Annotated in this window: 12 protein-coding genes; 9 read left to right on the top strand and 3 right to left on the bottom strand. The window is 70.8% G+C overall.

All coding sequences use genetic code 11. The features are described from left to right. Positions 1–15: 15 nt before the first annotated feature. The 3 genes from nagA to YWC_RS0107810 all read right to left on the bottom strand — a co-directional run bounded on the left by nagA (position 16) and on the right by YWC_RS0107810 (position 3608). On the bottom strand, positions 16–1101 hold the full coding sequence (gene nagA, locus YWC_RS0107820; protein WP_027864865.1) for an N-acetylglucosamine-6-phosphate deacetylase: 1086 nt from the start codon (positions 1099–1101) through the stop codon (positions 16–18). Then, positions 1098–1991: a glucosamine kinase nucleotide-binding domain-containing protein gene (locus YWC_RS0107815; RefSeq protein ID WP_027864864.1), complete on the bottom strand. Its 894-nt coding sequence runs from the start codon at positions 1989–1991 to the stop codon at positions 1098–1100. The genes nagA and YWC_RS0107815 overlap by 4 nt, the downstream gene beginning before the upstream one ends. Before the next feature lie 261 nt (positions 1992–2252). Then, entirely contained in the window at positions 2253–3608 is a 1356-nt protein-coding gene (locus YWC_RS0107810) for a head GIN domain-containing protein (protein ID WP_027864863.1), read from the bottom strand. Between the two features lie 222 nt (positions 3609–3830). On the opposite strand from YWC_RS0107810, the gene YWC_RS31510 reads away from it, so the two are divergent. The 9 genes from YWC_RS31510 to bufB all read left to right on the top strand — a co-directional run bounded on the left by YWC_RS31510 (position 3831) and on the right by bufB (position 12868). Continuing rightward, positions 3831–6686, top strand: a complete 2856-nt coding sequence (locus YWC_RS31510) for a PAS domain-containing hybrid sensor histidine kinase/response regulator (RefSeq protein ID WP_051306314.1) — start codon at positions 3831–3833, stop codon at positions 6684–6686. 149 nt (positions 6687–6835) lie between these two features. Beyond that, a complete protein-coding gene (locus YWC_RS0107800) occupies positions 6836–7021 on the top strand; it encodes a hypothetical protein (RefSeq protein ID WP_027864862.1) in 186 nt (61 codons plus the stop codon). Between the two features lie 6 nt (positions 7022–7027). Beyond that, entirely contained in the window at positions 7028–7504 is a 477-nt protein-coding gene (locus tag YWC_RS0107795) for a hypothetical protein (protein WP_027864861.1), read from the top strand. 28 nt (positions 7505–7532) lie between these two features. Further along, entirely contained in the window at positions 7533–9137 is a 1605-nt protein-coding gene (locus YWC_RS0107790) for an ExeA family protein (protein ID WP_027864860.1), read from the top strand. A 3-nt stretch (positions 9138–9140) separates the two neighbouring features. Beyond that, positions 9141–9860, top strand: a complete 720-nt coding sequence (locus YWC_RS0107785) for a general secretion pathway protein GspB (RefSeq protein ID WP_027864859.1) — start codon at positions 9141–9143, stop codon at positions 9858–9860. Beyond that, on the top strand, positions 9847–10362 hold the full coding sequence (gene mobB, locus YWC_RS0107780) for a molybdopterin-guanine dinucleotide biosynthesis protein B (RefSeq protein ID WP_229413042.1): 516 nt from the start codon (positions 9847–9849) through the stop codon (positions 10360–10362). The genes YWC_RS0107785 and mobB overlap by 14 nt, the downstream gene beginning before the upstream one ends. A gap of 61 nt (positions 10363–10423) precedes the next feature. Beyond that, entirely contained in the window at positions 10424–10621 is a 198-nt protein-coding gene (locus YWC_RS0107775) for a YjfB family protein (RefSeq protein WP_027864857.1), read from the top strand. 231 nt (positions 10622–10852) lie between these two features. After that, a complete protein-coding gene (locus tag YWC_RS28715) occupies positions 10853–11176 on the top strand; it encodes a BufA1 family periplasmic bufferin-type metallophore (RefSeq protein WP_084416350.1) in 324 nt (107 codons plus the stop codon). A 3-nt stretch (positions 11177–11179) separates the two neighbouring features. Continuing rightward, a complete protein-coding gene (bufB, locus tag YWC_RS0107765) occupies positions 11180–12868 on the top strand; it encodes an MNIO family bufferin maturase (protein ID WP_051306312.1) in 1689 nt (562 codons plus the stop codon).

The following is a 12868-nucleotide window of genomic DNA, read 5'->3' as shown; positions in this document are numbered from 1 at the left end:
TGGGAACTGGGACGGTCACTGGGCTTCTCCTTCGATATAAACGGCTTTGATGTTGAGGTCGCGGTCGAGCACCACGAAGTCGGCATGGCAACCCGGCGCCAGGCGGCCGCGCTGGGTTTCGCCGAGGTAGTCGGCGGCATTGGTCGAGACGCGGCGGCTGGCTTCGGCGAGCGGCAGGCCGATGCTCACCAGGTTGCGCAGCGCCTGGTCCATGGTGAGCGTGCTACCGGCCAGGGTGCCGTCGGCCAGGCGCACCCCGCCCATGCACTTGTGGACCACCTGGCGGCCCAGCATGTATTCGCCGTCCGGCATGCCGGCGGCGGCGGTCGAATCGGTCACGCAGAACAGCTTGGGGATGCAGCGCAGCGCGGTCTTGATCGCGCCCGGGTGCACGTGCAGCAGGTCGGGGATGATCTCGGCGTATTCGGCGTGCGCCAGCGCGGCGCCGACCATGCCGGGATCGCGGTGGTGCAGGCCGGGCATGGCGTTGAACAGGTGGGTGAAGCCGGCCGCGCCGTGCTCGAGGGCCTGCACGCCCACTTCATACGAACCGCTGGTGTGGCCGACCTGGACCCGGATGCCGGCGTCGGCGATCGCGCGCACCAGTTCCATGTGGCCGTCGATCTCGGGCGCCACCGTGATCAGGCGCATCGGGGCCATGGCGTGGAAGCGCATCACTTCGTCGAGGGTGGCTTCGCGCGCATACGGCGGCTGGGCGCCCAGCTTGCCGGAGTTGATGTAGGGGCCTTCCAGGTGCACGCCGAGGATGCGCGCCTCGCCCTTGCCGCGTGCGCGGCAGGCCGCGCCGATGGCCGACAGGGCGCGGTCGATGTCCTCGACCGGCGCGGTCATGGTGGTGGCCAGCAGGGCGGTGGTGCCGTGCTTGGCGTGCAGGGCGGCGATCAGGTGCGGGGCGTCGCCGCCTTCCATCATGTCGCGGCCGGCGCCGCCGTGCACATGCACGTCGATGAAGCCGGGGAGGATGTAGTCGTCGCCGTTCGCGGACGGGTCGACTTCATGGCCGTCGATGGTGTCGATGCGGGCGCCGTGGCGCAGTTCGCCATGGATCCAGCCGCTCGGTGTGAGGATGTTGCCTCTCATTGTGCTGCTCCTTGTTGTTCCAGGTGGCGTTCGATCATGCGCAGCGCGCCGGCGGCCGAGTCGCCTTGCGCCGGCACGCAGCGCGCCAGGGTATCAGGCGGCAGCCAGGGGCGCAGGGCTTCGCCCAGGCCGCCGCACAGGGCCAGCGGCAGGGTGTGCGAACGGTCGAGCGCATCGGCGATGCTGGCCACTTCACGGCCCGCGTGTTCCAGGATGGCGCGCGCCACCGGGTCAAGCTCGCCGTGCGCGACCACGAAGCGCGCCAGGCCGGCATAGGCGGTCTGGTTGGCGCGCCCCAGCCAGACCTGCACCGCGTCGCGCGAGCCGCCGCAGAAGTCGATGAGCTCGCGCGCAAAGGCGCGGCCTTCGACGCGGCCGTCCAGCACCTGTTCGATGTGGTTCAGTGCGCGCAGGCCCATCCAGGCGCCGCTTGCTTCGTCCCCGGCCGGGAAGCCCCAGCCGCCGACTTCGACCTTGCTGCCGTCGGCCAGCATGGCTTCGCCGACGCTGCCGGTGCCGATCGCGACGATCGCGCCGGGGCGGCCAGCGTGGGCGCCCATCAGGGTGGTGAAGCCGTCGGTGTCGAGGGCCAGCAGGGCGTAGCCGGGATTGGCGGCGATGAACTGGGCCGCCCATTCCTTGTTGTGCACCCCGGCCAGGCCGAGGCCGATGGCGCAGGAGGGCAGGGGGATGTGCTGGACGTCGATGGCGGCGAAGGCCTGGGCGACGACGCCCTGGATGGTGGTCCAGGCATTGTCGATGCCGCGCGACAGGGCCGAGGGGCCGCCGGTCGCCTGCGCGATTTCCGTGAGGCCGGCGCTGGTGCGACGGGCCAGGCGCACGCGGGTGCCGGTGCCGCCGCCGTCGACGCCGATGAGATAGTCGATCATGGTATGGAAGGTTCTGCCGGAGAGTCAGCGCACTATAGGCAGGCGCTACAGCGATGTCAACAGGTATTTAACTGGTATGCAAATTTGCTCTGCAGATATGGCTCCATCACCGTAGGTTATTTGCATAAGTCATTGATTTTGCGAATATTTTTATTGGTACGGGAACTGGTATTGTCGAGCGCGGGAAAATGGCTGGTATGCTTGGCGGAAGAGGAGCTGGCGCCGCCAGGGCGGCGGCGCCGGAAGGAACTGCTTAGAACCTTATTCGGTGCGGCGGCTGCCGCTGCGGTCCACCAGCAGCAATTGGCCGCGGCCTGCATTCCCGCGTTCGGCGCGGCGCCCGTCCTGGCCCGTGAGGTTCACCCTCGCATGGGCAGGGCCGGTGACGGCGATGTCGGCGCGCGCCGCGCTCAGCTCGCGGCCGTCGAGGCTGCCCGAACCGCTGAGCCGGGCCTTGACCAGCTCGACCTTGCCCTTGAGGTGGGCGGCGCCCGGGCCGGTCATCTTGAGCAGCAGGCGCTTGCCGTCCAGGTCCGCGTCCAGGCCGCCCGAACCGTGCAGCTCGGCGTCCAGGGTATCGGACACACGGGCCAGTTCGATGCCGCCGGGACCGCGCGCCTTCACGGTCGCGCGTTTCACATCGAGTTCGCCGGCTTCCAGGTCGCCCGAGCCGCTCACTTCGGCGCTGAGTTCGCCGATGCTGCCGCTCAGCGTGGCGCTGCCGGGCCCGCCGAGGCGGATGACCGCGCTGGCCGCCTGCAGGCCGCTGGCCTGCAGGTCGCCCGAGCCGCTCACTTCGGCGTCGAAGCGGCGGATGTCGCCGGCCACGCAGGCGCTGCCCGGGCCGCGCTGGACGGTGGAGGCCGCGCCGGCCGCCAGCGAGCAGGCCTCGAAGTCGCCCGAGCCGCTGATCTCCGCGCGCAGCTCGCGCGCGCTGCCCGACAGTTTCATGCCGCCCGGGCCGCGCATGCGCGCGTCCAGGCGCGCCAGGCGCAGCTCGTCTGCCTCCAGGTCGCCCGACCCGCTCACGCTTGCCGTCAGCAGGTTGCCGACGCCGGACAGGCGCACGTCGCCCGGCCCCGACATGTCGAGGTCGACGTTGGCCGCCTTGAGCCGGTGCAGGTCGAGGTCGCCGCTGCCGCTGGCGCGCACCGTCAGCTCGCGCACCGCGCCCGCCGCCTGCAGGTCGCCGGGACCGTCTACCTTGAGGCTGAAGCGCTCGCCCGCCAGCTGGGCCAGCTCGACGTCGCCGCTGCCGGACATCGCCAGGCTCTTGAGCTGGCTGGCCGTGATGTGGATGACGACCGGCGCGCGCCGCTTGCCCCAGCTGAAGTGGAAACCGTTGCGCTCGACCGGCCGCACCACCAGGGTGTCGCCGCGCACGAAGGTCTCGATCCCCTCGAGCTGCTTGGGCTCGCCCGACAGCGTGAGCGCCTGGCGGCCCTGGGCGCGCACCACGACTTCGTAGGGTCCCGCGAGTTCGATCGCGCTGAAGGGCGCCACGGTGCGCTGCAGCGTCACCGGCGCCGCCGGCGCTTCGGCGTGGCTGGCCTGGGTGGCGAGGAAGCCGGCGGCGATGGCGGCGGTGAGGAGGGCGGGCTTGAGGACGGTGGTCATGTTCTTGTCGTCGGTGGCGGTATTCGGGAGCCTGAACGATAAGGTAAGGCGTCCCGGCTTGCCCCGGCAAAACGACGAAGCTGCGAAAACGGGGAACAGAGTGCAATTCCTGCGGATGAGCGGCATGGCGGCCTCTGGATTCCGAGCGGAACCCTGTTGGCATGGGGCGGGTTTTTGGCATAGCCTGTCCGTCCCGCTTTTGACACGTAGTGACGTTAGCTGATGAGTTACCTCGCGCATGCGCAGGCAATGGCCGATCTCGACGAGCTGGTGATGACCCACGAGCTGGCCTCGCGGCCCGCCCGCGCGCCGGACCATGCCGCCGAGAACCGGGCCCTCGCTGAGCTCGCGCAGGAACTGGCGCGCCATCCGGAAGCGGTGCCGGGCAGGGTGGAAGACCTGCTGCGCGCGCTGTGCCGCTGCGACGCCGCCGGCACCGGCCTCCCGGACCAGCACCACGGCGGCGTCGACTGGCGCACGGCGGGCAGCGAGCCGGTGCTGCTGCGCGATCCGGCGCGCCTGTTCCCTTCGCTGCGCACGGCCGGACCGGCGCCGGCCGAGATGCTGCTGCTGCCATGGGCCGTCGACGGCGGACCGTCCGGCATGCTCTGGGTGGCCGATCCGGAACGCCGTTTCGACCTGGAGGACGCACGCCTGTTGCGCAGCCTGTCCGGCTTCGCCGCGGCGGCCCTGCGCCTTGCCGGGGACGAGCGCAGCGACATGGAGCGCGACTTCGCCCTGCGTACCGAGGAACTGCACGACGCGCATCTGCGCCTGGCCAGCGAGACGGCGCAGCGCACCGCCGCCGAGCGCGAGCTGCGTGCAAGCCATGCGATCCTGGACGCGGCCATGCACACCGAAGCGGTGGGCCTGGCTTTCTACCTGCTCGACGGCAGCATCATCGACTGCAACGAGGCGCTCGAACGGATGAGCGGCTACAGCCGCGACGAGCTGCGCAGCACGGTCCGCTGGACCGAGCTGGGCACGCCCGAGTTCGCCGAGGCGACGCAGCGCGCGCTGGCCGAGCTGCGCGAGGGCGGACGCACCGCGCCCTACATGAAACAGCTGGTGCGCAAGGACGGCAGCCGCTGGTGGGCCATGGTGGCGCCGAGCTGCCTGCCCGGCGAAGGCGAGGCGCGCAAGTGCATCGCCTTCATCATCGACGTCACCGGGTCGCGCGAGGCCGAGATGGCGCTGCAGGCCAGCGAGGCGCGTTTCGAGACCCTGGTGACGGGCTTCGCGCAGGCGGTCTGGGAGGCCGATGCCGACGGGGTCATCCGGTCGGATTCGCCGAGCTGGCGCAGGTATACCGGCCAGGGCGTGGGCGAATGCCTGGGCTACGGCTGGCTCAATGCGGTGCACCCGGACGACCGCCACTTCATCCTGCATCACTGGAACGAGGCGCTGGCCCAAGGCTCGCTGGTGAACGCCGAGTACCGGCTGCGCCAGGCCGGGGGCGGCTGGCGCTGGACCAACGTGCGCGCGGCGCCGCTGCGCAATCCCGACGGCAGCGTGGCGCGCTGGATCGGCATGAACATCGACGTCGACGCGCGCCGCCAGGCCGAGGCGGCGCTGCGCGAGAGCGACGGCCGCTTCCGGGTGCTGGCCGAAGCCTCGCCCGCGCTCATCTTCCAGCTCGACGAAGCGGGGCAGGTGAGCTATGCCAACCGGCGCAGCATCGAGATGGTCGGCATCCAGGCCGGGACCACGCCGGAAAACAGCTGGGGCACGCGGCTGCATCCGGACGACCAGGCCCGCTTTGTCGGCGCGGTGCGCGCGGCGATCGGGCAGCGCACGCCCTTCCAGCAGCGCGTGCGGGCACGCGCCGCCGACGGGCGCTGGCACTGGTTCGAGAGCCACGGTGCGCCGCTGTTCGGGGCGGACGGCGCCTACCGCGGCCACGTCGGCATCTCGATCGACGTCACCGAGGCGGTGCAGGCCGAGGAGGCGCTGCGCTTCGCCGACCGCCGCAAGGACGAGTTCCTGGCCACCCTCGCGCACGAGCTGCGCAACCCGCTGGCGCCGATCAGCAACGCGGTGCACCTGCTGCGCCGGCCGGACGGGCGGCGCACGGCCGACCGCATGGTCGAGATGGTGGGGCGCCAGGTGCGCCAGATGGTGCGCCTGGTGGACGACCTGATGGACGTCTCGCGCATCACCCAGGGCAAGCTGGAACTGCGCCGCGAGCAGCTGTCGCTGGCCGAGGTGCTGGCGATGGCGGTCGAGACCAGCATGCCGGCGATCGAAGCCGGGCGCCACGACCTGACCGTGTCGCTGCCGGAAGAAACCCTGATGCTGGAGGCCGACAAGGTCAGGCTGACCCAGGTGTTCGGCAACCTGCTCAACAACGCGGCCAAGTACACCGACCGCGGCGGGCGCATCTGGCTCGGCGCGCGGCGCGAGGACGACTCGGTACTGGTGTCGATACGCGATACCGGCATCGGCATCCCGGCGGCCAAGCTGCCCCATGTGTTCGAGATGTTCTCCCAGGCCCACCGCGACAGTGCGCGCGGCCAGGCCGGGCTGGGTATCGGGCTGACGATGGTGCGCAGCCTGGTCGAGCTGCATGGCGGCAGTGTCGAGGCGCGCAGCGAGGGGCCGGGGCGCGGCAGCGAGTTCATCGTCCGGTTGCCGCTGGCACGGGTAGCCGAGGCCGCGCCGCACCAGGACGACGCCGGTGGCGAAGCGCCGCTCGAGGGCCGGCGGGTGCTGGTGGTGGACGACAACGGCGACGCCGCCGAGTCGCTTGCCCTGCTGCTGCAGTCGGCCGGCGCCGAGGTGCACACCGCGAACGATGGCCCTGCCGGGCTGGCGGCGGTCCGGCGCTTCGTGCCGCACGTGGTCCTGCTGGACCTGGGCATGCCGGGCATGGACGGCTTCGAGGTGGCGCGGCGCCTGCGGGCCGAGCCGGGACTGGCCGGGCTGGTCCTGGTGGCGCTGACCGGCTGGGGGCAGGAAGAGGACCGCAAACGGACCCGCAGCAGCGGCTTCGATCATCACCTGACCAAGCCGGTGGACGTGGACCGGCTAATGGACATCCTCGGAAAAATCCGCCCGGGCGCGGTCAAGGTGGCCTGAGCCAGCCGGTCTGGTCCAGCTGTGGCTCGACCGCAACAGCGTGGCTGGGTGCGCGGGCGCAAGAGCGCGCCTTGACGCCTGTCGTGCCTGCCGCGTGGCCGGGCAGGGGCCTGCGGTGTCATAATGCAGGCCATGGAAGGAGAACTCCCGTGATTCGCTATATGGGCACCCGCAAGAACGCCGAAGGGGCCGCCGTGTATGTGTTCCTCGTCAACGGCATGCAGAAGGAAGTGCGCGAGCACGCCCTCAAGCAGCATCCCGGCTGCTATGACGCCTTGCCGGCTGCGGTCAAGGCCCAGATCGCGGCCAACCGCGCCTGGCTGTCCAAGCTCTGAGTGGCCGTGCGACCTTTCCCATCGGCATCCGCTGCCGCGCTGCTGGGCGCGCTGCTGGCCGGTCCCGTGGCCGCGCAAGCCATGCCCTCGACCTTCAGCCAGGTCGTCGGCAATGCGCTGCTGTGCCGCAGCCACCTCGACAACCGTTATTTTTACGACTACCTGAGCACGTCCTTCGGCCCGGCCTACAAGCGCGAGGGCGGGGCGTACTGGTTCAGGGTCGAGGCCACGCTGTGGGGCGCCGAAGTCAAGGAAGTCATGGTCAGCGACGACAGTAGCGACCTGGTCTTCATCGCCGCCCTGACCGAGAGCACGCCGGAGGAGCTGGAAGGGGCGATCCGCGCCGGCGCCGGCATCGCCTACCGGCCGCTCGACGCCTCGCCCTATCCTTTGCGCGTGTCCAAGCCGGGCAGCACGATCGCTTACATGAATGACAAAAGCAAGATATATTGCAAGAAGTTCAAATCGCTGCCGGTCCGCTAGGACATCCACCGGACCCGCATGATCGCAGATGTATAACCACTACTTCCACCTGAAGGGCGCGCCGTTCTCGATCGCCCCCGATCCGCGCTACCTGTTCATGAGCGAGCGCCACCGCGAAGCGCTCGCACACCTGCTGTATGGCATCGGCAGCGGCGGCGGCTTCGTCCTGCTGACCGGCGAGATCGGGGCCGGCAAGACCACGGTGTGCCGCTGCTTCATCGAGCAGATTCCCGAGAACTGCCGGCTGGCCTACATCTTCAATCCGCGCCTGAGCGTCGAGGAATTGCTGCTGAGCGTATGCGACGAATTCCGCATCGAACTGCCGCCGGCCGGCACGCCGATCGGCCTGAAAGGCTATGTCGATGCGATCAACCGCTACCTGCTGGAATCCCATGCCCGGGGGCTCAACAATGTGCTCGTCATCGACGAAGCCCAGAACCTGTCGGCCGAGGTGCTGGAGCAGCTGCGCCTGCTGACCAACCTCGAGACCAGCGAACGCAAGCTGCTGCAGATCATCCTGATCGGCCAGCCCGAGCTGCGCAGCATGCTGGCCCGTCCCGAGCTGGAGCAGCTGGCGCAGCGCGTGATCGCGCGCTACCACCTGGGGCCCCTGTCCGAGGCCGAGACCGGCGCTTATGTGGCGCACCGGCTGGCGGTGGCCGGCGCCGGCGGATCGCCGTTCCCGCCCGCGCTCACGCCCCAGATCCACGCGCTGACGCATGGGGTGCCGCGCCGCATCAACCTGCTGTGCGACCGCGCGCTGCTCGGCGCCTACGTCGAGAACAGTCCGCAGGTCACGCGCCAGATCCTGAAAAAAGCGGCCGCCGAAGTCTTCGCCGGCGAGCCGGCCGCAGCGCGCCGCCTGCGCATGCCCGTGATCGCCGGCGGCGTCCTGGCAGCGGCCGCGGTCAGTGCAGCGGCCTGGCAAGTCATGCCCGCGCGCAATGCCGCCTCCGCGCCGCCTGCGCAGGCCGCGGCGCCCGCCAGGGCGGTGCCGGTGGCGGCAGGCGCGGTGGCGCCGTCGAGCGTGCCGCCGGTGCAGGCAGATGAACATAACGCGCTGCGCGAGCTGGCGGCGCTGTGGGGGCAGCCGCTGGCGGGCGACAAGCCCTGCGAGGCGGCGCTCAAGGCCGACCTGCGCTGCCACCAGGGCCGCGGCGGCCTGTACGAACTGCGCATGCTCGACCGCCCGGCCGTCGTCACCCTGCATGACGGCCCGCGCACCGGCTACGCCGTGCTGTCCGCGCTGGACGGCAACAGCGTGACCCTGAGCGCCGGCGCGCGCCGCGAGAAGATCGACCTGGCCACCTTCGTGGCCCGTTTCGGCGGCGAGTTCACGACCTTCTGGCGCATGCCGCGCGCCTTCCGCGAGGAACTGGCCGAGGGCGCGCGCGGGCCGGACGTCGACTGGCTGGCCGGGCGCCTGGCAGGGCTGAACGGCGCGCAGGCGCCGCAGCCGGGCAGTGTGCTGGACGCCGGCATGCGCAAGCGGCTGCAGCATTTCCAGGCCGCGCAGCACCTGAAGGCGGACGGCCTGGCCGGTCCGCGCACCTACATGCGCCTGAACCAGCTCTCCGGCGTGCCCGAGCCGCGCCTGCTGGCTCGGGTGGCGACGGACAAGACCGGAAAATAAGCCATGTCCTACATCCTCGAAGCCCTCAAGAAGGCACAGGCGGAGCGCCAGCTCGGCAACGCGCCGACCATCCACGCGCCGCCGCCCAGCTACGCGAGCGCGGACACGCGCGGCAGCCGCAAGCCCGTCATCATCGGCATCGCCGCCGGCGCCCTCGTCGTGGCGCTCGGCGCGCTGTTCCTGCTGCGCCAGCCGGCGCCCGCGCCGGCGGTGCAGGTGGCGAGCGCTCCGGTCCCGGCGCCGGCGCCGGTTTCCGCTCCGGCTTCCGCCCCCGCGGCGCCGGTAGTCGCCACATTGCCGGCGGCGCCCGAGCCGGTGGTCCCGGCCAAGCCGGAAGCGCCCGTCAAGCCGAAGGCGCCGCCGGTGTCGGCGAAGCCCCCGGCGCCCGCCCCGAAGCCGCAGCCGGCGCCGCGCGCCGAACCGGTCGAGGCCCTGCCGGAGCCGGCGCGTCCGGTCCTGGTGGCCGCCGCGCCGGCCGCGCCGTCCGCCGAGGACCATATCGGCCCGCTGCAGTCGCTGCCGGAATCGGTGCAGCGCGAAATCCCGAAGCTCAGCTTCGGCGGCTATATCTATTCGCCGAATCCGGCCGAGCGCCTGCTGCTGGTCGACAAGATGCTGCGCCGCGAGGGCGAGGAAGTCGCGCCCGGACTGGTGCTGGAGCGCCTGCTGCCCAAGGCGGCGATCATGAATTACCGGGGCTCCCGCTATCGTGTCGCCTATTGAAGTGGGACCGGTGCTGGGCGTGGTCGGCTGGTCCGGCAGCGGCAAGACTTCGCTGCTGGAGGCGCTGATCGGCCGCCTGGCGGGGCGGGGATTGCGGGTCAACGTCGTCAAGCACAGCCACCACGACGTCGAGCTGGAGCCGCCACGCAAGGACAGCGCGCGCCTGCGCATGGCGGGAGCGGCCGAGGTGATGCTGGCGTCTCCCTTCCGCGTCGCCATCCTGCGCGAACTGCGCGGGGCCGAGGAGCCGCGGCTGATGGAACACCTGGCGCGGCTGGCGCCGGCCGACCTGACCCTGGTGGAAGGCTACAAGTGGGAGCGCATGCCCAAGCTGGAAGTGTTCCGCCCGAGCCTGGGTCGGCCGGCCCTGTACCCGGAGGATCCCGACATCCTGGCCGTGGCCTCGGACGCGCCGCCGCCGGGCGGAGAGGGCGGGCCGGCCTGGCTGGACCTGAATGATCCGGATGGAGTGCTGGCCTGGCTGCAGAAATGGATGCGCTGAAGGCCTAAAGTTCTTCCGTCGGCTGCCGTAAATGGTGGATACGCCTTAATGGGAGAATGACATGGATGTGTCCAGCATCGCCAAGCTGTCCACCAGCATCGCCGAAACCGGCCAGCGCCAGGAAGTGAGCCTTGCCGTCTTCAAGAAGGCCCAGCAGATCCAGGAAGCCACCGCCACCCAGCTGCTCGCAGCGCTGCCGGCGGTGCAGTCGGCGAACCTGCCGCCGCATCTGGGAAACAAGATCAATACGACTGCTTAAGCTGGCGGTATTGCAGTTCTTGCAGAAATTGGGTTCCCGCCTTCGCGGGAACGACGTGCACATGGTGCGTGTCGCAGCTGTTTATCGCAAGCGCTAACCTATAGTCCGTCATCCCCCGCGCAGGCGGGAATCCAAGTTCGTTGCGCATTCGCTAACGCAACAATCAACCCGCCTTGCATCTTTGCCCCGCCTGATAAATACTGGCGCCTTCGTCCAGCCAGGAGTTCCCGCATGACCCACCGCCACGCCCTGATCGCCGCCGCCCTTGCCGGCGTCTGCGCCCACGCCGCCGCCCAGGACCAGATGGGGGTGCCGAAGGGCGACCAGGAAGTCTGCTACGGCGTCGCCAAGGCCGGCCAGAACGACTGCGGCACCGCCACCCACGGCTGCGCCGGTGTCGCCAAGGTCGACAAGGACCCGAACGAGTGGAAATTCGTGGCCAAGGGCACCTGCACGCAGCTCGGCGGCTCGCTCGAAGCCGGCCGGGTCGCGCAAGACAAGGCCCCGCAAGGCAAGGCCGCCGCTGACCCGGCCAAGGCCGAAGCCCAGAAGTAATCCATGTCCGCCTCCGCTGCGGCCCCGGGGGGAAGCACTGCGGCCGGCGTGGGCCTGCGCACGCCGCACTACCGCGCCTTCCTCGAAGGGCGTCCGCCGGTCGGCTTTCTCGAAGTCCACAGCGAGAACTACCTCGCCCGTGCCGGTTGGGACTGGCACGTGCTGAGCGAACTGCGGCGCGACTATCCGGTCAGCCTGCATGGCGTCGGGCTCGGCCTGGGCTCGGCGCACGGATTTTCCGATGCCCACCTGGAGCGCCTGCGCGCCCTGGTCGACGCGGTCGATCCCTTCCTCGTCTCCGAACACCTGAGCTGGGGCGCGCTGGCCGACCGCCAGCTCAACGACCTGCTGCCGCTGGCCCTCGACGAAGCCGCCCTGGCGCTGCTGTGCGAGCGGGTGGCGCGGGTGCAGGAAGGGCTGGGCCGCCGCCTGCTGGTCGAGAACGTCTCGACCTATGTGCGCTTTCGCGCCGACACCATGAGCGAAGCCGAATTCCTGGCCGCACTGGCGCGCCGCACCGGCTGCGGCATCCTGCTCGACGTGAACAACCTGTATGTCAACCAGCGCAACCACGGCGAAGACGCGCGCGCCGCCATCGCCGCGCTCCCCGTGGGCAGCGTCGGCGAAATCCACCTGGCCGGCCACCTGGAGACGCCGCTGGCGCTGGTCGATCACCATGGCGCCGCCGTGGCCGAACCGGTCTGGGACCTGTACCGCGCCGCGCTGGCGCGTTTCGGTCGGGTGCCGACCCTGGTGGAATGGGATGCCGAGCTGCCGCCGATCGACAGCCTGCTGGCGGAGGCAGCCAGCGCCGATGCGATTGCCCGGGACTACCCGGTGCCGGCTGCCCTTACGCCGGTGCTCCGTCCACCGGCGCCGCCGGCGCCAAGGGACGAGGCGCTCGCCGCGCTCCAGCAGCGCTTTGGGGCGGCACTAATCGACCGCAGCCACGAAGCCGCCTTGCGGCCCTTCCTCAGCGAGGGCGGGGTGGAGCGGCTGGCGCTGTACCGCGGCAACCTGAGCGCCGCCTGGGAGCGCGCCCTGGGCGAGGCCTATCCCGTCCTGCGCCGGCTGGTGGGCGAGGAATTCTTCGCCGGCCTGGTGCGTGCCTATGGCAAGGCCGCGCCGTCGCAAGACCCGGACCTGGCCGGTTTCGGCGCGCGTTTCGCGGACTTTCTCGCCGGATTCGCGCCGGCCGCCCCCTATCCCTACCTGCCCGACGTGGCGCGGCTCGAGTGGGCCGTCCACCGCGCTTACCTGGCGCCGGACGTGGCACCGCTCGGCCTGGCCGCCCTGGCGGCGATGTCGCCGGAGACCCTGGACGGCGCCCGTTTCACCCTGCATCCTTCGCTGAGCCTGCTGCGCAGCCGCTGGGCCATCGGCGCGCTCTGGCAGGCGCACCAGCCGGGCGGTCCGGCATTGCCGGCGCACGCCGACGCGCCTTGCACGGTATTGGTGGTGCGGCGCGGCTGGCGGGTGGAGGTGGTGGAGGAGAGCGCAGCGGGAGCTGCGGCCCTGGATCGGCTGGCGGCGGGCGCCAGCTTCGGCACGGCGCTCGACGCCGCGCTGGCCGCCGCAGCGGCCGGTGAGGAAGCGCCGGACATCGGCGCCATGCTGCAGGGCTGGTTCAGGCTTGGCGTCGTGACCGCGATTGCGGCAGACAACGCCAATAGGGACAGCCCCGGCTGGTAG

It is taken from the genome of Massilia alkalitolerans DSM 17462 (genome assembly GCF_000427785.1).
GTDB lineage: Bacteria > Pseudomonadota > Gammaproteobacteria > Burkholderiales > Burkholderiaceae_D > Telluria > Telluria alkalitolerans.
Note: the sequence above shows the minus strand (reverse complement) of the source record. Positions and strands in the feature narration are given on the sequence as shown.

Excerpts from the sequence above, each read along its gene's own strand:
- nagA (WP_027864865.1), bottom strand. The coding sequence starts at position 1,101 with ATGAGAGGCAACATCCTCACACCGAGCGGCTGGATCCATGGCGAACTG.
- YWC_RS0107815 (WP_027864864.1), bottom strand. The coding sequence starts at position 1,991 with ATGATCGACTATCTCATCGGCGTCGACGGCGGCGGCACCGGCACCCGC.
- YWC_RS0107810 (WP_027864863.1), bottom strand. The coding sequence starts at position 3,608 with ATGACCACCGTCCTCAAGCCCGCCCTCCTCACCGCCGCCATCGCCGCC.
- YWC_RS31510 (WP_051306314.1), top strand. The coding sequence starts at position 3,831 with ATGAGTTACCTCGCGCATGCGCAGGCAATGGCCGATCTCGACGAGCTG.
- YWC_RS0107790 (WP_027864860.1), top strand. The coding sequence starts at position 7,533 with ATGTATAACCACTACTTCCACCTGAAGGGCGCGCCGTTCTCGATCGCC.
- YWC_RS0107785 (WP_027864859.1), top strand. The coding sequence starts at position 9,141 with ATGTCCTACATCCTCGAAGCCCTCAAGAAGGCACAGGCGGAGCGCCAG.
- YWC_RS0107775 (WP_027864857.1), top strand. The coding sequence starts at position 10,424 with ATGGATGTGTCCAGCATCGCCAAGCTGTCCACCAGCATCGCCGAAACC.
- YWC_RS28715 (WP_084416350.1), top strand. The coding sequence starts at position 10,853 with ATGACCCACCGCCACGCCCTGATCGCCGCCGCCCTTGCCGGCGTCTGC.
- bufB (WP_051306312.1), top strand. The coding sequence starts at position 11,180 with ATGTCCGCCTCCGCTGCGGCCCCGGGGGGAAGCACTGCGGCCGGCGTG.